This is a genomic window from Sphingosinicellaceae bacterium, from assembly GCA_019285715.1.
Taxonomy (GTDB): domain Bacteria; phylum Pseudomonadota; class Alphaproteobacteria; order Sphingomonadales; family Sphingomonadaceae; genus Glacieibacterium.
This window is the reverse complement of record CP079108.1, coordinates 3596543-3614135: the sequence shown is the minus strand read 5'-3', so window position 1 is coordinate 3614135 and position 17593 is coordinate 3596543. Positions and strand designations below refer to the sequence as shown.

The 17593-nt window shown below is 66.6% G+C and carries 23 protein-coding genes; 15 read left to right on the top strand and 8 right to left on the bottom strand.

The features are described 5' to 3' along the window. The first annotated feature begins 34 nt into the window (after positions 1-34). Positions 35-1603 carry a glutamine-hydrolyzing GMP synthase gene (guaA, locus tag KX816_16545; GenBank protein ID QXQ05804.1) on the top strand — a complete coding sequence of 523 codons (1569 nt, stop codon included), beginning with the start codon at positions 35-37 and terminating at the stop codon, positions 1601-1603. A gap of 365 nt (positions 1604-1968) precedes the next feature. Here guaA and KX816_16540 read toward each other — a convergent pair whose 3' ends face one another. From KX816_16540 to KX816_16530, 3 genes are all read right to left on the bottom strand, one after another. Next, positions 1969-2118, bottom strand: a complete 150-nt coding sequence (locus tag KX816_16540) for a hypothetical protein (protein ID QXQ05803.1) — start codon at positions 2116-2118, stop codon at positions 1969-1971. A 267-nt stretch (positions 2119-2385) separates the two neighbouring features. After that, entirely contained in the window at positions 2386-2973 is a 588-nt protein-coding gene (locus KX816_16535) for an NAD(P)H-dependent oxidoreductase (protein ID QXQ05802.1), read from the bottom strand. A gap of 7 nt (positions 2974-2980) precedes the next feature. Beyond that, the gene (locus KX816_16530) at positions 2981-3661 is read right to left on the bottom strand and encodes an OmpA family protein (GenBank protein QXQ05801.1); all 681 of its coding nucleotides are present in this window, start codon (positions 3659-3661) and stop codon (positions 2981-2983) included. A 121-nt stretch (positions 3662-3782) separates the two neighbouring features. Between KX816_16530 and KX816_16525 the strand changes: the two genes are divergently transcribed. Genes KX816_16525 through KX816_16510 form a run of 4 tightly spaced genes read left to right on the top strand, consistent with a single transcriptional unit; the run spans position 3783 to position 6668 of the window. Further along, positions 3783-5081 carry a hemolysin family protein gene (locus KX816_16525; GenBank protein QXQ05800.1) on the top strand — a complete coding sequence of 433 codons (1299 nt, stop codon included), beginning with the start codon at positions 3783-3785 and terminating at the stop codon, positions 5079-5081. A 50-nt stretch (positions 5082-5131) separates the two neighbouring features. Beyond that, positions 5132-5713: a sigma-70 family RNA polymerase sigma factor gene (locus KX816_16520; protein ID QXQ05799.1), complete on the top strand. Its 582-nt coding sequence runs from the start codon at positions 5132-5134 to the stop codon at positions 5711-5713. Further along, entirely contained in the window at positions 5710-6138 is a 429-nt protein-coding gene (locus tag KX816_16515; GenBank protein ID QXQ05798.1) for a hypothetical protein, read from the top strand. Before KX816_16520 ends, KX816_16515 begins: the two co-directional genes overlap by 4 nt. Beyond that, positions 6135-6668 (top strand): periplasmic heavy metal sensor, encoded by a 534-nt coding sequence (locus KX816_16510; protein ID QXQ05797.1) that lies wholly within the window; start codon positions 6135-6137, stop codon positions 6666-6668. Before KX816_16515 ends, KX816_16510 begins: the two co-directional genes overlap by 4 nt. Before the next feature lie 60 nt (positions 6669-6728). Here KX816_16510 and KX816_16505 read toward each other — a convergent pair whose 3' ends face one another. Together KX816_16505 and KX816_16500 are read right to left on the bottom strand one after the other, a co-directional pair. Then, positions 6729-7856, bottom strand: coding sequence for an acyl-CoA dehydrogenase family protein (locus KX816_16505; GenBank protein ID QXQ05796.1), 1128 nt, complete (start codon positions 7854-7856; stop codon positions 6729-6731). Positions 7857-7999: 143 nt separating this feature from the next. Continuing rightward, positions 8000-9220 carry an acyl-CoA dehydrogenase family protein gene (locus KX816_16500; GenBank protein ID QXQ05795.1) on the bottom strand — a complete coding sequence of 407 codons (1221 nt, stop codon included), beginning with the start codon at positions 9218-9220 and terminating at the stop codon, positions 8000-8002. 169 nt (positions 9221-9389) lie between these two features. On the opposite strand from KX816_16500, the gene KX816_16495 reads away from it, so the two are divergent. Genes KX816_16495 through KX816_16475 form a run of 5 tightly spaced genes read left to right on the top strand, consistent with a single transcriptional unit; the run spans position 9390 to position 12663 of the window. Beyond that, positions 9390-9641 (top strand): twin-arginine translocase TatA/TatE family subunit, encoded by a 252-nt coding sequence (locus KX816_16495; protein QXQ05794.1) that lies wholly within the window; start codon positions 9390-9392, stop codon positions 9639-9641. 12 nt (positions 9642-9653) lie between these two features. Next, the gene (gene tatB, locus KX816_16490) at positions 9654-10076 is read left to right on the top strand and encodes a Sec-independent protein translocase protein TatB (GenBank protein ID QXQ05793.1); all 423 of its coding nucleotides are present in this window, start codon (positions 9654-9656) and stop codon (positions 10074-10076) included. Continuing rightward, complete coding sequence (gene tatC / locus KX816_16485) at positions 10073-10870, top strand: twin-arginine translocase subunit TatC (GenBank protein QXQ05792.1); 798 nt, start codon at positions 10073-10075, stop codon at positions 10868-10870. Before tatB ends, tatC begins: the two co-directional genes overlap by 4 nt. Position 10871: 1 nt before the next feature. Beyond that, complete coding sequence (locus KX816_16480) at positions 10872-12350, top strand: hypothetical protein (protein ID QXQ05791.1); 1479 nt, start codon at positions 10872-10874, stop codon at positions 12348-12350. Further along, entirely contained in the window at positions 12292-12663 is a 372-nt protein-coding gene (locus KX816_16475; protein QXQ05790.1) for a hypothetical protein, read from the top strand. The genes KX816_16480 and KX816_16475 overlap by 59 nt, the downstream gene beginning before the upstream one ends. A 39-nt stretch (positions 12664-12702) precedes the next feature. Here the strand turns inward: KX816_16475 and KX816_16470 are convergent, their stop codons facing one another. Next, positions 12703-12843 (bottom strand): entericidin A/B family lipoprotein, encoded by a 141-nt coding sequence (locus KX816_16470; protein QXQ05789.1) that lies wholly within the window; start codon positions 12841-12843, stop codon positions 12703-12705. A gap of 338 nt (positions 12844-13181) precedes the next feature. Here KX816_16470 and KX816_16465 point away from each other — a divergent pair, with 338 nt between their 5' ends. Continuing rightward, on the top strand, positions 13182-13655 hold the full coding sequence (locus KX816_16465; protein QXQ05788.1) for a pyridoxamine 5'-phosphate oxidase family protein: 474 nt from the start codon (positions 13182-13184) through the stop codon (positions 13653-13655). 5 nt (positions 13656-13660) lie between these two features. Here KX816_16465 and KX816_16460 read toward each other — a convergent pair whose 3' ends face one another. After that, on the bottom strand, positions 13661-14656 hold the full coding sequence (locus tag KX816_16460; protein QXQ05787.1) for a HAMP domain-containing protein: 996 nt from the start codon (positions 14654-14656) through the stop codon (positions 13661-13663). 77 nt (positions 14657-14733) lie between these two features. Then, on the bottom strand, positions 14734-14832 hold the full coding sequence (locus tag KX816_16455; GenBank protein ID QXQ05786.1) for a hypothetical protein: 99 nt from the start codon (positions 14830-14832) through the stop codon (positions 14734-14736). Positions 14833-15101: 269 nt separating this feature from the next. Here KX816_16455 and KX816_16450 point away from each other — a divergent pair, with 269 nt between their 5' ends. The 4 genes from KX816_16450 to KX816_16435 all read left to right on the top strand — a co-directional run bounded on the left by KX816_16450 (position 15102) and on the right by KX816_16435 (position 17533). Next, positions 15102-15896, top strand: coding sequence for a response regulator (locus KX816_16450; GenBank protein QXQ05785.1), 795 nt, complete (start codon positions 15102-15104; stop codon positions 15894-15896). 76 nt (positions 15897-15972) lie between these two features. Beyond that, positions 15973-16110, top strand: coding sequence for a hypothetical protein (locus tag KX816_16445; protein QXQ05784.1), 138 nt, complete (start codon positions 15973-15975; stop codon positions 16108-16110). Positions 16111-16291: 181 nt separating this feature from the next. Beyond that, positions 16292-16927, top strand: coding sequence for a sigma-70 family RNA polymerase sigma factor (locus KX816_16440; GenBank protein ID QXQ08630.1), 636 nt, complete (start codon positions 16292-16294; stop codon positions 16925-16927). Positions 16928-17014: 87 nt separating this feature from the next. Next, positions 17015-17533 carry a DNA starvation/stationary phase protection protein gene (locus KX816_16435; GenBank protein ID QXQ05783.1) on the top strand — a complete coding sequence of 173 codons (519 nt, stop codon included), beginning with the start codon at positions 17015-17017 and terminating at the stop codon, positions 17531-17533. The last annotated feature ends 60 nt before the right edge of the window (positions 17534-17593 follow it).

Below are 17593 nucleotides of genomic sequence, written 5' to 3'. Positions count from 1 at the left end.
GTGACAGCCCGGCCGCTTGGCTTTAGGGGAGCGCATGTCCGCACACCCCGAAGCCATCCTGATCCTCGACTTCGGCAGTCAGGTTTCGCAGTTGATTGCCCGCCGCGTCCGTGAGGCCGGTGTCTATTGCGAGCTGGTGCCGTTCTCCAAGGGAGAGGAAGCGCTTGAGCGCCTGCAGCCTCGTGGCGTCATCCTGTCCGGCAGCCCGGCCTCGACCACCGAGATCGGCAGCCCGCGCGCCCCGCAGGCGTTGTTCGACAGCAACGTGCCCGTGCTCGGCATCTGCTACGGCGAGCAGACCATGGCGGCGCAGCTCGGCGGCTCGGTGCTGCCGTCCAGCCACCGCGAGTTCGGCCGCGCCTTCATCGACATCGCCGCCGACTGCATGCTGTTCGACGGGCTGTGGAAGGCGGGCGAGCGCCACCAGGTCTGGATGAGCCACGGCGACCGCATCGACGCCATCCCGGCCGGCTTTCGCGTCGTCGCGACCACCGAAGGTGCGCCGTTCGCAGCCATCGCCGACGACGAACACCGCCGCTACGGGGTCCAGTTCCACCCCGAGGTCGTCCACACGCCCGACGGTGCCAAGCTGCTCGCCAATTTCGTTCGCCATGTTGCCGGGTGCACCGCGACGTGGAGCATGGACGCCTACCGCGCCGCCAAGGTCGCCGACATCCGCGCCCAGGTCGGCGACGGCAAGGTCATCTGCGGGCTGTCGGGCGGCGTCGACTCAGCGGTTGCGGCGGTCCTCATTCACGAGGCGATCGGCGACCAGCTGACCTGCGTCTTCGTCGACCACGGCTTGATGCGCGCGCAGGAGGCCGAGCAGGTCGTCGGACTGTTCCGCGAGCACTACCACATCCCGCTTGTCCACGTGGACGCCGCCGACCTGTTCCTTTCGGGCCTGGCGGGTGTCACCGACCCTGAGGCGAAGCGCAAGTTCATCGGCAAGACTTTCATCGAGGTGTTCGAAGCCGAGGCGAAGAAGATCGGCGGCCCGGAAGGCAGTGTTGGGTTCCTGGCGCAGGGCACGCTCTACCCCGATGTCATCGAGAGCGTTAGCTACACCGGCGGGCCCTCGGTCACGATCAAGAGCCACCACAATGTCGGCGGGCTGCCCGAGCGCATGAACATGCAGCTCGTCGAGCCCTTACGCGAACTGTTCAAGGATGAGGTCCGGGTCCTCGGCCGCGAGCTCGGCCTGCCGCCGGCGTTCGTCGGACGCCACCCGTTCCCCGGCCCCGGCCTCGCCATCCGCATCCCCGGCGAGGTCACTAGGGAGCGCTGCGACACGTTGCGGAAAGCGGACGTCATCTATCTCGACGAGATCCGCAAGGCCGGGCTGTACGACGCGATCTGGCAGGCGTTCGCGGTCCTGCTGCCGGTTCGCACCGTCGGCGTGATGGGCGACGGCCGCACCTACGACAACGTCTGCGCGCTCAGGGCAGTGACCTCGGTCGACGGCATGACCGCCGACATCTACCCCTTCGACCCGAGCTTCCTCAGCGCCTGCGCGACCCGCATCGTCAACGAGGTCCCCGGCATCAACCGGGTGGTGTACGACTATACGTCGAAGCCGCCGGGGACGATCGAGTGGGAATGAGGGATAGCCAGAACGGCGGTTCGCGGCGGTAATCGGCAGGGGCGATCGTTTAAACGGGTCGATTGGCTGCGAAACGTCGCCACCGACCCCGATATGCGTCGATAGAAGCGCTTCTACTTCTGGAAGAGTTCGACGTGCGTTTCGGCAGTGCGCCCGTAATAGACCACCCGGTGGCCTGGGAACGAGACGATATATCCGGCACAGCCTGCTGCCTTCGCCTTTTCGGAGAACGCAGAATAGTTGTATTCCGAATCATTGATTTGCGCCCAGCGTACCAGCGCCGCAACACCAGCTTTGTCGAAAGCTGCTGCAACCGATTCTACGGGATATGGCAGTGCTAGATCGATAGTGTAGCCGTCCGGAAGCTAATAGGTCTGGCTGTTGCGTCGATAGTCGACCGAATAACCTTCGAAGCCTACCTCGAGCAGAGTTCCGATTATCTCGGGAAAACTGAGGCTGCCGTTGTGTGCGGCCTTGAGACAGTCTTCGGCAATGGCAGTGCGTTCGGCGTCCATGCGCAGCCCTTACTCGAGTGATCGTCTTCGGGGCATCCACAGGTCGAACGGAAGTGAGGGCCCTATACCGGTAAGCCGCGCTGTCCTACAGTTTACCCATCTGGTACAGTGTGGTTACGCCGGACTCGCTGGCTTGTGATCTTTCTCATCGCTGGACGGCACAAAAGCGAGTTCGCAGAAAAATCGTGACGGTATCAACTCTGACAACTCTCGTTCATATTCGCGCCGCTTACTCTACTTCTTCGCCGCAAAGCAGAAGGCTCGGCTTCAATAAGGCGGTGGCCCCTTGGCGCGCTGGGCCTTGCCCGCCTCAGTCCACCATTCGAGGTCGGCGGCGAACCGCCCGAAGCTGCCCTCAAGCGCCTTGCCCGCATCGCCGGTTGGCTGGCCGTGCGCGTCGAGCGCGCCGGTGATCGGGCCGACGGTCAGCGTGCTGGGGACCACGACCATGCCCATCTCGGTCAGCACCGGGTGCCACATCGAGTTCGCGCGCGCGCCGCCGAGCCGTCCGGCGGAGTAACTGGTGATCGCGGCGGGCCGCCAGAACCACTCCTCGAGGAAATGGTCGGTGAGGTTCTTGAGGCCCGGCTGGATACCCCAGTTGTACTCGCCGGCGACGAACACGAAGGCGTCGGCAGCGCGGATCTTGGCGGCGAGGTCTGCCATCGCGGGCGGTGCGGTGCCGGGCGCGTACTCCTTGAACATGCGGTCGAGCATCGGCAGGCCGACCGCCTTGGCGTCGATCAACTCGACCGCGTGGCTGCGTTCGCCAAGCCGGCGGACCAGGTAATCGGCGAGGCGGATGCCGGTCCGGTCGGAGCGGTAGGAGCCGTAAAGGACGAGGATGGATGCCATGCGAGCCTCAGTAGCGCCCGCGGACGTCGTCTTCGACGATCGGCGAGATGTGGATTTCGACCCGGCGGTTGCGGGCCCGTCCGGCCTCGTCGGCGTTCGAGGCGATCGGTTGCGCCTTGCCGTAGCCCTTGGTGGCGATGCGAGCGCGGTTGACGCCGAGGCGCGCCAGATTGTCGGCGACCGCGGCGGCGCGCTGGTCGGACAGCGCCTGGTTGACCGGGTCGGTGCCGAGCGAATCGGTGAAGCCCGCGACATCGACGAATGTCGACGGATAGGCCGCCAGCGTCTGGGCGATGGCAATCATGGTGGTGCGGAACTGCGCCTTGACGGTGCTGGCGTTGAAATCGAAGGTGATCCCGCTGGTCATGCGCAGGTCGATATTCTGACCCTGGCGCACGACTTCGACCCCGGTGTCCGCAGTACGCGCGCGGAGGTCGCGCTCCTGCCGGTCCATGTAGGCGACCACGCCGCCGCTCGGCACCGGGCCGATGCTCGCCGCGCTGGTCGCCTGGACGCGGACCCGGCGGGTGTTGAGGACCGGGCCGAGCATCGCCGCCGACACGTTCGCGCCGCGCACGACGGGCGCGCTGACGGGCTGGGGGGCGGGCGCACTGGTGCAGGCGACAAGCAGCAGGCTGGTGGCGGCGACAGCGGCGACGGTACGCACGGTCGTGATCGGCGAGCTCATTCGGTCTCCTCGTTCCTGCCGGGCTAGCGCGGGATCGGTGTCGTGTCGATGAACGGATGGCGCGAAGCGCGCGATGCCGCTACAGCCAACCGACCAGCGCGAACCCGCGCGGCAGGAGCCGATGAACGCCTTCCCCTGGATCGATGTCGCGATCATCGTTGCGCTGATCTTCCTCAATGGCTTCCTGGCAATGTCGGAGCTGGCGATCGTCGCATCGCGGCGGCCGCGGCTGGCAGGCCTCGCGGCGCGCGGCAACCGCGGCGCACAGGCCGCGCTCAAGCTTGGCGAAGACCCGGCGCGCTTCCTGTCGTCGGCCCAGATCGGCATCACGCTGGTCGCCATCTTCAGCGGTGCCTATTCGGGCGAGCAGCTCGCCGGGCCGGTCGCGGAGCGCCTCGTCGCCTACGCCCACATGACGCCCGCCAACGCAGAAGACCTCGGCTTCGGGCTAGTCATCGTGGTCACGACCTATATCTCGCTCATCATCGGAGAGCTGGTGCCCAAGCAGTTCGCGCTGCGCTCGCCGGAGCGCATCGCCATCGCGGTCGCGCCTCTGATGACGTGGCTGACCCGCGTCGCGACACCCTTCGCGTGGGTGCTCGACCGGACCAGCGCCGGCATCTTCGCGCTTCTGGGCCAGAAGCGCGAGGCCGAGCATTCCGTAACCGAGGAGGAACTGCGCTCGGTCGTGCTCGAGGCCGAGCATGCCGGCGTCATCGAAGTCCAGGAGCGCGCGATGATCTCGGGCGTTATGCGGCTCGCCGATCGGCGGGTGCGCGGCGTCATGACCCCGCGCAACAAGGTCGAATGGCTCGACGCCGGGGCCAGCGACGAGGAGACTCGCGCGGCACTGGTCGCGACCCCGCACACCCGCCTGCTGGTCGCCGAGGGCTCCGTCGACATGGTGATCGGCGTCATCCAGGCGCGCGACATCGCCGCCGCGCTAATCGAAGGGCGGCCGCTCGACCTGCGCGAACTGGCACAACCAGCCCCGGTGCTGCCCGACGTCATCGACGCGGTCGACGCGCTAGCCGTGCTGCGCGACGCTGCCATCCCGATCGCGCTGGTGCATGACGAGTACGGGCACTTCGAAGGCATCGTCACGCCTGCCGACCTGCTGGCGGCGATCGCCGGGGCGTTCCGCTCCGATATCGACGAGGGTACCGAGGCCTGCGTCCAGCGCGAGGACGGCTCGTGGCTGCTGTCGGGCTCGCTCGCCGCCGACGAAATGGCCGACCGGCTCGGCCTCGAACTGCCCACCAGCCGCGACTACCAGACCGTCGCGGGCTATCTGCTGAGCGAACTGCGGCACCTGCCGGAGACCGGCGAGGTCGTCGTCGTCGGCGACTGGCGCTTCGAGGTGGTCGACATGGACGGCCGCAAGATCGACAAATTGCTGGTTAGTCGCGCCGTCGCCTGAGCTGCGGGGGATCGGTGACGCAAGTGGCGTAGCGTGAGCGTATGCAGGCTGTGAAGATCGAACCGCTCGACGAAGATGCCCGGCTGATGGCGCGGGTCGCGAACGGCGACGCGCAGGCGTTCACCGCGCTGGTCCTCAAGCTCCACGGCGGCGCGCTCGGGCTTGCGACTCGCGTGCTCGGCAACCGCGCCGACGCCGAAGACGTAGTGCAGGTCGCGCTGGCTCGGCTGTGGACGCTGGCAGGACGCTATGACCCTGAGCGCGGCAGCGTCGGTGCCTGGTTCCGGCGCGTGCTGGTCAACCTCTGCCTCGACCGCCGCCGTAGCATCCGCCTTGTCCAGAACCGGGTCACGACGACCCTCGACGATGCCTGGGATATCGCCGACCCTGGCCCCGATCCCGCCGAAGCTGCCGCCGCCAACGCCCGCGCACGCCGCATCGACTCGGCAATGGCGATGCTCAATCCGCGCCAGCGCGCCGCCATCGCGCTGTTCCACGGCGAGGGCGCGAGCATGGCCGAAGTCGCTGCTGCGCTGGACACCACGCCCAAGGCCGTCGAGGGATTGCTTGGACGTGCACGTATGGAATTAAAGTCGCTGCTGGCCAGCGATGCACCCGAAAGAGAACGATGACGAACCCGGCGCGCGCGCGCGAAATCCTCGACAGCTACGGTGCCGACTCGGCGCGCTGGCCTGGCGAAGAACGCGAGGCGGTGATCGCCGCGTTGCGCAGCAATCCCGCGTTGCGAACGCAGCAGGCCGAGGCCGCGGAGCTCGACGCAATGCTCGGCGAGTGGGCGCGGCGCGATGTTGGTGCCGGAGTCGATGCGGGCGCGGCGGCGGCACGCGTGCTGCAGCCGGCGCGGCCGTGGCGGCGCTGGGCGGCTGGCGGCGGCGGCCTTGCCGCAGCGCTGGCGGCAGTGCTGCTGATCGGCACGCCGACTCCGGCTCCCGTGCCGGTGGCGACCGTGTCCACGGGAACGGCCGCGCCGCTGACCGCGGCCGGGGCTTTCTCGACGCTGTTCACGACGACGCCGGACGAAGAGGACGTGCTATGACGACGCCGAGACGGGGCGGGCTGGTGCGGGCCGGCATGCTGGCCGCCGCGCTGCTGGCAGCGGTTCCGGCGCTGGCGCAGTTCGAGGGACCACCCCCCGGCGGACCGGATGGCCGCGAGATGGACCGGCGCGGCCCGCGGCCCTTCGCCGGGATGAGCGAGGCCGGGCGTCGCGCGGTGACCGAGGCGCTGCGTCCGAGCAGCGACGTCGACCGCGCCGAGCGTGCCCGGGTCGGGGCCGCGCGCGACCACATGCTTGCGGTGCTGGGTGCCGATCGGCTCGATCCGCAGGCACTGAAGCGCGCCATGGACGACGAGCGCGACGCCGCTACCGCGATGCACGCGCGGCGTCAGGCAGCCGTGCTGCAGGCCCTGCAGGGGCTCAGCACCGCCGACCGCCGGGCCTTCGTCGCGGACGCGAAGTCGATGCGGTCGCGCTTCGAGAAGATGGATAAGCGTGACCATGGCCGCAAGCGCGGTCGCGGCGGCATGGCTGGTGGCCCCCCGTTCGGCGGCCCGCCGATCCTGTAGCGCCGATCGTGTAGCATCGATGTTCAGGGCGTTGGCGGCGGCGCGCTGCCGCCCGCCATGTCAGTCCATCAGGCTTTCGAAGCGCGCGAGGTGGTAGTCGCCGTCGCCGAACTGGCTCTCGATCATCGTGCCGCGCTTGAAATAATGGCCGATTGCGAGCTCGTTCGAAATGCCGATGCCGCCGTGGATCTGGACCGCGGCCTGGCCGGTGAAGCGCATGCCGCGGGCGATCTTGTTCTTGGCTGCCGAGACGTGCTTGCCGCGATCGGCGTCCTCGAGACGGAGCGTCGCCATCAGCGTCATCGACACCGCCTGCTCGACCTCCATGAACATGTCGACCATGCGATGCTGGAGCACCTGGAAATCGGCGATCGCCTTGCCGAACTGCTTGCGCTGGCGGGCGTAGTCGAGAGTACCCTCGTGAAGGCGGCGCATGACGCCCGCACCCTCGGCACAGACCGCTGCGATGGCCTCGTCGACGACCTGCTCGACGAGCTCGAGCGCGGCACCATGGGTGCCGATGAAGGCTTCGGCGGGCACGTGGACGTTCTCGAAATAGACTTCCGAGGCGCGGCCCCCATCGACGGTCGGGTAGTCGCGGCGGGTGATACCGGGCGTATTCGCCGCGAGCAGGACGACCGAAACACCATCACGGTCGCGCTGGCCGCCGCTGCCGCGCGCGGTGACGATGAAATGGGTCGCAAACGGCGCGTCGCGGACGACCGCCTTGTGGCCATTGAGGGTGAAGCCGTCGCCGTCGGGCTTCACCGTGGTGCGCAGGTCAGCGAGATTGTAGCGGCCCTGCGGCTCGGCGTAGGCGAAGGCGATGATCGCCTCGCCCGCGATGATCTGCGGGATGACTGTGTCCGCCAGCGCGCCACCGGCCGCCTTCAGGAAGCCGCCGCCGATGACGACAGTCGACAGATACGGCTCGATGACCAGCGCTTTGCCGATCTCCTCCATGATGACCATGTTGTCGATCGCGCCGCCGCCGAGGCCGCCGTGGGCCTCCGAGAACGATGCACCCAGGATACCAAGCTCCTCGGCGAAGGCCTTCCATACCGCGGGGTTCCAGCCGGCCTCGCCCTGCACGGTCTTCATCCGGGTCTCGAAATCGTAGGTATCGGCGAGGTAGCGCGCGACCGAGTCGCGGACCATAGTCTGCTCGTCGCTGAAGTTGAAATCCATGTGTCGGTCCCCGAGAATACTTCCCTCTCCTTTTGAGGGGGAGGGACAGGCGCCTTCGCGCCAGGATGAGGGGGCGGGGCGCGAACCCTCACCCTGGTCGCACGTGCGACCTGTCCCTCCCCCTCAAGGGGAGAGGGTAGACATTACAACCCGAGCACCATCTTCGCGATGATGTTGCGCTGGATCTCGTTCGATCCACCATAAATGCTCGTCTTGCGCATGTTGAAGTAGGTCGGTGCGGCGCGGTGGCTGTAGTCGGGACCGATCGGGTGCTCGTTGTCACCCTCGCCGAAGCCGCGGAAATAGGGCGCGCCGTAGTGGCCGACCGCCTCCAGCGCGAGTTCGGTAATGCGCTGCTGGATTTCGGTACCCTTGATCTTGAGCAGGCTCGACTCCGGCCCCGGGCCCTTGCCGGAGCTTTCGCCGGCCAGCGTCCGCAGCTCGGTGAACTCGAGCGCGGTCAAGTCGATCTCGAGTTCCGCGACCTTGCGGCGGAAGAACGGGTTGTCGAGCAGCGGCTTCGACTCGCTGCCGAAGCTGTCGAGCTCGGTCCGCGCGATCGACTTGATCTTCTCGACGCCGCGCTTCGAGGCAGCGACCCCCGCGATGCCGGTGCGCTCGTGGGCGAGCAGGAACTTGGCGCAGGTCCAGCCCTTGTTTTCCTCGTAGACGCGGTTCTCGACCGGCACGATGACGTCCTCGAGCCAGACCTCGTTGACCTCATGCTCGCCGCCCAGCGTGATGATCGGGCGGACCGTGATGCCCGGCGTCTTCATTTCGATGAGAAGGAAGCTGATGCCCTCCTGCGCCTTCACCTCGGAATTGGTGCGGACCAGGAAAAAGCCCCAGTCGGCGTGCTGGGCCAGCGTCGTCCAGGTCTTCTGGCCGTTGACCTTGTAATATTCCTTGCCGTCGTCGCCGGTGAAGCGCTCGGCCTTGGTGCGCAGCGAGGCGAGGTCGGAGCCGGCGCCGGGCTCGGAATAGCCCTGGCACCACCACACCTCACCCGACAGGATGCCGGGCAGGTGCTTCGCCTTCTGCTCGGGCGTCCCGAAGGTCCAGATCACCGGCGCGACCATGTTGAGGCCAAAGGGCAGCAGCCGCATCGCGTCGGCGCGGGCGCTCTCCTCCCCGAAGATGTACTTCTGGACCGAGGTCCAGCCGGTGCCGCCGTATTCCGTGGGCCAGGCGATGCCGGCCCAGCCCTGCTTGGCGAGCGCGCGGTGCCAGCTGAGGAAATCCTCCTTCGCCAGCTCCTCGCCCTCTTCGGATTTCTGCCGGAGCCCGGCGGGGTAGTTCGCCGCGATGAAGCTGCGGACCTCGTCGCGAAACGCGATGTCCTCGGGCGAAAAATTCAGGTCCACGATCAGCCTCCCCAGGCGGTTGGTTGACGTTTACGTTAACACGACGCCCGCGCGGCGTGCAAGACGATGGCTACCGTACGCAGTGACGCGCCGGATGACGTGGCCGCGTCGCTGCGCTAGAAAGCGCGCGTCACGGGCCCCATATCGGAGGGGCGAAGGAGTTTACGTCATGGGTTCATTCAGCATCTGGCACTGGTTGCTGGTCATTATCGTGTTCATGCTGCTGTTCGGCGGCCGCGGCAAGATTTCCGACCTGATGGGTGATTTCGCCAAGGGTATCAACAGCTTCAAGAAGGGTCTTGCCGAAGACCCGACCGCGCCCACGACCACGGTGACGCAGCAGATCCAGCCCCCGGTCGCACCCGCCCCGCCGGTCGTGCATGCTCCCGCGCCGACTCCCGGCGAAGCACCGCGCCCTTAAAGGCCAGTAGCCGTGTTCGGTATCGACGGCAGCGAGTTCCTGTTCATCGCGGTCGTCGCCCTGGTGGTGATCGGCCCGAAGGACTTGCCGCGTGTCATGCGCTTCGTCGGCCAGTGGGTCGGCAAGGCGCGCGCGATGTCTCGCCATGTCCGCGCCGGCTTCGACACGATGATGCGCGAGTCCGAGCTCGAGGAAATGCAGAAGCAGTGGGATGCGCAGAACGCGGCGATCGTCGCCGCGACATCGGGATCCTTGATGACCGCCACGCCGATGACGGCGCTGCCGGAGGGGCCGCTACCGGAGCCGCCGCTGCCCAGCGAGGCGCTGCCCGAGCTGCACCTGACCGCGTCCGAGGCAGTTCCGACCGTCGGCGCCGCTGAGCCCGAGTTGCCGCTCGCGCCGGTTCACCCCGCGTCCGTCCACCCCGCAACATGAGCGACGACGCCGATATCGACGCCAGCAAGGCGCCGCTCATGGATCACTTGATCGAGCTGCGGCGGCGGCTGCTGTGGTGCATCGGTGCGCTGATCATCGGCTTCGGCATCGCCTTTACCCAGTCTCAGCGAATCTTCGATTTCCTGGTCCGACCCTTGGCGGTAGCGTTCGGTCCCGGCTCGGGCGGAAAACTGATCTACACCAAGCTGTACGAGGCGTTCTTCGTCGACATCAAGGTGTCGCTGTTCGCCGCCTTCGTGCTCGCCTTCCCAGTCATCGCCAACCAGTTGTGGGCGTTCGTCGCGCCCGGCCTATACAAGCGCGAGAAGCGCGCGTTCCTGCCGTTCCTGATCGCCACGCCCGTGCTGTTCACGATGGGCGCTAGCCTCGCGTATTTCGTGGTCATGCCGACCGCGTTCAAGTTCTTCCTGGGCTTCCAGCACAATGGCGGCCGCAACGGGCTGGCGCAGGAAGCCCTGCCGGCGATGGGCGACTATCTCGCGCTGGTCATGCAGTTCATCATCGCATTTGGCGTAGCGTTCCTGCTGCCGGTGCTGCTGATGCTGCTCGAACGCGCCGGGATCATTACACGGCAGCAGCTGATCAAGTCGCGGCGCTACGCCATCGTCGGTGCGACCATCGTCGGCGCGATCCTGGCCCCGCCCGACCTGTGGTCGCAGATCGCCCTCGCGGTGCCACTGGTGATTCTCTACGAAATCTCGATCATCGGAATCTGGTTCACCGAGCGGCGGCGCGCGCGTGACGCAGCCCGACTGCCGGTCGTCGCCGAATAGATTGGCCGACCTGATCGTGAATGCCGGTGATCCCGGCAACTTGTTCGTCAACGCCGGTGATCCCGGCAACTTGTTTGTGTGCGCCGGCGATCCCGGCACCGTGCTCGAGCGGCCGCTGTTCCCGGCCCGGCCCGGCAACCGCGTCACCCCGCTGATCGAGGCGGCGGACATGTATCCGGCCCTCGAACGCCGGGTCCTCGCCGCGACCGGACAGGTCTGGCTGGCGTTCCGGATCTTCGATCCCGACACCGCGACGCGCTCAGCGGAGGCGAGGGCGCTTGGCCTCGGCGACTGGACCGCGCTGATCCGGCACGTCATCGAAGCGGGGGTAACGGTCCGGCTGCTGCTCGCGGACTTCGAGCCGATCATGGCGGACCACCTCCACGGCGGCTCGTGGTCGACCTTCCGGACGCTGCGGGCGATGAGCGCGACGCTGCCCGAGGCGATGCAGGAGCGGCTGCAGATCATCGTCATCCAGCACGAGGGCGAACTTGGCTTCGGGACGCGGCAACTGCTGCGGATCGTCGTCGGCGTCCAGATCGCGCGCCTTCTGCGGCGCATGGGAGCGGAGGCCGATAATCCTGCCGAGCTGCTCAGCGTCCGCCCCGGGCTGTGGCGGCACCACCGGCTTGATGCCAGGGGGCGGCCGCGCTTCCGCCTTGGCCATGCGCCTCGGCTGTGGCCCGCGACCTACCACCAGAAGTTCGCGGTCATCGACGGGCGCACCGCGATCGTCGGCGGTCTCGATGTCGACGAGCGGCGCTATGACGACAAGCGCCACCGCCAGCGCGCCGACCGGACCTGGCACGACCTCAGCGTCGCGGTCGAAGGGCCCGCCGTGGTCGACGCGGCGGCGCACTTCCGCGATTGCTGGAACGCCGAGCTGCCCCGCTTCCGCGCCATCGCCGAGCACTGGACGAGCGGCACCGACCGCGCCCTGGCTCTCGACCCGCTGGCATCGATCGACGCACTGCCGCCGGTACCCGAGGCGGTCGGCGAAGCGACGGTGCAGGCAGTCCGCACCGTCTCGAGCCGCGACCACCGCCTGTTTGCGGTCGGGCCGCGCCCGCAGGTGATGGAGATCGCCGATGCGCACTGGCGATTGATCGGCGCCGCGGAGCGCTCGCTCTACATCGAGGCACAGTTCTTCCGCTACAAGGACGCCGCCCGGTGGATCGTCGCGCGGGCACGGGCGCGGCCCGAACTCGAGGTCATCGTCGTGCTGCCGAGCGCCCCGGAGGAGGTCGCCTACGACGGCGACCGGCGCACTCCGCATCGGCACGGCGAGTGGCTGCAGATGCGCAACCTCGAAGTCCTGACCAAGGCGCTCGGCGACCGGGTTGGTCTGTTCATGCTCGCCAGGCCGACGGCTGCGACCGAGGCGGAGAAGGAATTCGTCGCGGATCGCGGCACGGTGTTCGGTGCGGGAACGATCTACCTCCACGCCAAGTTGCCTCCACGCCAAGTTGCTGATCGCTGACGACCGGCACGCATTGGTTTCGTCGGCGAACATCAATGGTCGCAGCCTGCGCTGGGACACCGAATTCGGGATGCTGTGGGAAGATGCTGCCGGCGTCGCGGCGTTTCGCCGTCAGGCGTGGTCACAATTACTCGCCAGCGAGGCCGACGGCGGTATTGCGTTGGAGAAAGGCCTGGCGACATGGCGGCGCATAGGGCTGGCCAATCTGTCGCTGGAACCGGCTGCGCGGCAGGGCTTCATCGTACCGCATAAGCTGGCGCGGGCGCGGCGGTTCGCGCGGCCTTCGTGGTTCGTGCCCGACGACCTCGTATAGGCCGCTCTGGAGTGTTTGCCCCAGAGCGGCAACCGTCGACTAGTTCTTGACGTCGTTGGCCGTCTTCGTAACCGCCTTGCCGGCCGAACTCACGTCCTTGCCGGCGCCGGCGACTGTGTTGCAGGCCGCAAGGCCGAGCGCAGCGACCATGGCAGTGGCGAGAATGGCGGACTTCTTCATGCGTAAATCTCCAGATGCGTCATGTTGACGACGCAACAAATCCTGCGGAGCAGGCATGTTCCGCAGGCTGGCGATTTTTTACTTTTTTGAAGTGTGGGCCCGACGACATTCGGGGGGGATGATGTCGCCGGGCCCTTGGGAGGATAGCGGGAGCGGGGGGGCAAATGCCGCTATCCGACGTGTTGAACGGGTAACCTAGGTTAGGGTTCCACCCTCAATCGAGAATTTCCGGTAGGCAAAGCGGATTTGCGGGAAGCCGTCTACCACACGATTAAAATCGGGAACCGCCGTAACGACTTAAACGTCTGTCGCCCGTAACTTCGATAGGGAGACGGCTTGTGGACGACCGCGAAAAGCTTTGGGATACCATCAAGGATATCCGCACCGGAATGCTGACGACGAGCGGGCCGCAGGGCCTGGAGAGCCGGCCGATGAGCGCCAGCGTCGATCGTGAGGCAGGAAAACTCTGGTTCATCACCCGCATCGACAGCAGCAAGACCACCGAGATCGCCGACGACTCCGACATCAACGTCTCGTTCGGCGCGCATGGTGCCAACAGCTGGGTCTCGGTCACCGGCAAGGCCCGTGTGGTCCGCGATGCCGCCAAGGCGAAGCAACTGTGGTCGCCGTTCGCCGAGGCGTGGATGCCCGAGGGTCCTGAGGCGCCGACGACCGCGCTGATCGAGGTGACGCCGTCGCACGCGACGCTGTGGGATGAGCCGAACAAGCTCGTCCAGCTGTTCCAGGTTGCCGCGGCGAATATCACCCAGAAGCCGCCGAGCGGTGGCGAAGTGACGCACGTCGCGCTGTAGAGGCCCTACTGCGCGGGCAGCGTAAAGGCGATGGCGTAGCTGCCCGCGACTGGGTCATGCACAAGCGGCGTGCGCAATTGCCGGGCCATCCCCCCGACGATGCGGCTGCTTGGATGAGTGCGCCCTGCGGCGAGAATGTCTCCGCCGACGAACACCCGCGCAGCGATGGTCAACACTGCCCGGCCATCGAATTGTGATGCCGAGACTGTCGCCGCGAGCGCATCGGGTGCGCTGCTGCGCGCTGCGCAACTGATCAGCTCGGTGATCAGGAAGGCGAGCGGCACGGCGGTGTCCTGGCTGACGAACAGCCGCTCCACATGCGGCACGATACTGACGTTGATCTGCTCGCTGGCCGCCAGACTCTGCTCGAGCCCGGCAGCAAGGTCGGTGGCCAGGGCCTTCAGGTCGACGCCGTGGGTGTCGCCCGGCGCATCCGACTCGTACATCCAGCGGTGCACGACGGCGAGCGCCGCAACCCGGGCCTGAACGACGGCATAGGCGTGCGCGACCTCGGCGCTGGCGGCGTCGCGTGACTGGATAGAGAGCAGGCTCGAGACGATCTGGAGGTTGTTCTTGACCCGGTGATGGACCTCGCGGGTCAGGCGCTTTTGCTCGACCAGGGACGCGACCAGTTCGGCATCGTGGACCTTGATATCGTCGGCGAGGCTATCGAATGCGGCGGCGAGTTCGGCGACCTCCCGACTGAAGAAGCGCTGCCCCGACAGTCGCACGTCCTTGTCGCCGCGGGTATAATTCTCGACGGCATCGCGCATCTGGGTCAGCGGCCTGACAATCAGGTGGCGCGCAATGATCCAGCCGATCGCCAGCGCCGCGAACCACATCAGGATCGGCAGGGCGATGGACAGCGCCTGGGCCAGCCCAAGCCTGCTGCTTTCGCCGTGGGCGACGGCGTCCTGGTAGCTGCGGAGCGCCGCGCCGACCGCGACGACGCCTGGCGGTAGCAGCGCCACCGCCAGCGCCACCATCACCTTGGCGGTCATCGACCAGTCGCGCAAAGGTGATCGTGCTGGTCGACTGTTCAATCCGGGCCTCTCAATCCGGACCTGACGATCCACGCTTACCGAAGCTGCCGCAACAGGTCCTCGAATGTCTCGGGGAGCGGTTCGGCAGCATCGGCGTCGAAGGCCTGCCGCAGAGCCGTGCCGACGACGTCCAACGGCGTGCCCGGCGTCGAGGATCGATGTTCACGGGGTTCGCACGTTTCGGCCATTGGGTCCCCAGATGGTGGATCGAATCTGTCCCTGCCCGGAGACGCATCAACGTACCAACTGGCCGTTCGATAGGGTAGCTCGTCTCAATAGCGAAACAAAAAACTCAGTCGACTGTTCGTGCAGATGCTTAGACGCTATGGCCGGTAAATTCGCCGGTCACCTTTTACCGAAAACGGCCGACAGCAACGCCCGTTAACAGGGGTTCTCACCGCCAATGTCACTTGCCTCCGATATCGCACCGCACCTTCCCTACCTGCGCCGCTACGCCCGCGCGCTGACCGGCAGCCAATCAAACGGCGATTCGTTCGTCCGTGCCACCCTCGAGGCTATCGTCGCCAGTCCGGCAGATTTCCCGCGTGACGTCGATGCGCGCCTTGGCCTGTACAAGATCTTCCACGCGATCTGGAGCAGCGCCAACGTCGAGGTCGCGGTCGAACCCGATGCCATCCACGCCATGGAACGCGTTGCGCAGGACCGGCTTGCGGCGATCACGCCGTTGTCGCGGCAAGCGCTGCTGCTGACTGCGATGGAGGGCTTCACCAACGAGGACGCCGGCTATCTCATCGACAGCACCCCTGGCGATGTCGCCAGCCTGGTCGCCGAGGCGCTGGCCGAGATCGACCGCCAGACCGCGACTCGCGTGCTGATCATCGAGGATGAGCCGATCATCGCGATGGATATCGAGTCGATCGTCCGCGACCTCGGTCACGAAGTCACCGGCATCGCCGTCACCCGCGACGAGGCAGCTGCACTTGCCAAGTCCGACAAGCCAGGCTTGGTCCTCGCCGATATCCAGCTCGCCGACGGCAGCTCGGGGATCGACGCGGTCAAGGATGTCCTCGGCGAGTTCTCGGTGCCGGTGATCTTCATCACGGCGTTCCCGGAGCGCCTGCTGACCGGCGAGCGTCCCGAGCCGACGTTCCTGATCACCAAGCCATTCCAGCGCTCGACGGTGAAAGCGGCAATTGCCCAGGCGCTGTTCTTCAACTCGACCGCCAGCTTCGGCTGACGCAAGCTTCGCCTGACCACTGCCGACGGAACCGAGCACGGTCGCACCCGTTACGAGGCCGAGAGCGAGGGACATAGTGAACGACGATAAGATCAAATTGACGACCACCGAGGCGCGTGGTGGTTCGCGAGGCACGCAAGTGCGTACGATAATGATTGTCGCCCTTGTGCTGGTCATCGTCGCGTTCGCGATTATCTATTCGGTCTACGGTTGAAGTCCGTAGACTGAATTTTTGCGCCGGGGAGAAGACCATGGCCAGACAAGTTCGCGCGCCGCGCGTCAATCACACTCCCGATCCCAACGCGATTCCGGTCGCGCCGGCGGCGAAGGACCTGGGTGCGTTCCTGCGCGTCGCATTCGCCGAGTCGAGCGACGACGCGGTGCCGCAGATGTTCATGGACATCCTGGCGCGCCTCGGCGAGGGCGAGGCACCGCCTCCGCCGCGTCCCGAAGCGCTGTCGGACAAGGACTTCAAGGACCAGCTCGCGCAGGTCATCCCTCACCTCCGTGCCTTCGGGCGCTCGTTGTCGGGCAGCCGCGATCTCGCCGACGATCTGGTTCAGGAGACTCTGCTCAAGGCGTGGGCGGCGCGCGAGCGCTTCCAGGCCGGCACCAACATGCGGGCGTGGACCTTCATCATCCTGCGCAATCTGTTCCTCAGCCAGATGCGCCGGTCGCGCTTCAAGGGCGAGTGGGACGACTTCACCGCCGACAAGCTGCTCGCGGCACCGGCCGGGCAGGACCGCCAGATCGACCTTGCCGACTTGCAGCGTGGCTTGATGCAGCTGCCACAGGCGCAGCGTGAGGCGCTGATCCTCGTCGGGGCGGGCGGCTTCGCCTACGAGGAAGCGGCGTCGATTTGCGACTGCGCGGTCGGGACGATCAAGTCGCGTGTCGCGCGTGGCCGTGCGGCGTTGGAGATCATCCTCAACGAGGGACTGTTGCCGTCGCGGCGTCTCGATCCGCCGACCCAGGGCGTTTCGGCGCTCAACCAGATCATGGGGCAGGTCGACACGCTCGCACGTGGTTAGTGCGGGCGGGTGCTAGCCGAAGCGCTACGGAACAGTGCTAACGTCGGATGGTTGGACGAACACAATCGCAACCATCGGAGACATGACATGGCCAGCAACGCGCAAAGCATCATTAGCGGCAAGGGTGCGACCGACGACGAAGTCCTCGACATCAGCATCTCGACCAAGCAGCGCGATGCCGTCGCGACAGCGTTGAAGCAGGCGCTGGCAGACAGCTACGCAATGTACTTCAAGACCTTGGGCGTCCACTGGAACGTCACGGGCGCTGGCTTTTTCGGTATCCACAAGCTCACGGATGCACAGTACAACGAGCTTCACCAGGCCGCCGACGCGATCGCCGAGCGCATCCGTTCGCTCGGCCATGTCGCGCCCGCCAGCTTCGCCGAGTTCCGCGACCTGAGCTGCGTCGACGTCGAAACCCCGCACACCACGACCGCGGAAATGCTCCAGATCCTCGTCGGCGACAACGAGGCGGTTGCTCGCCGCATGTTCGAGGTCAGCAATGTCGCCGAGCAGAACGACGACAAGTTCACCGAGGACATGATCATCGCTCGTATCGGCGTACACGAAGAGAACGCGTGGATGCTGAGGTCGACGATCGCCTGACGCGGGATGACATTGGGGCGGCAGGAGTGCCAATAGGCGCGTGCACCTGCCGTCCCTCGA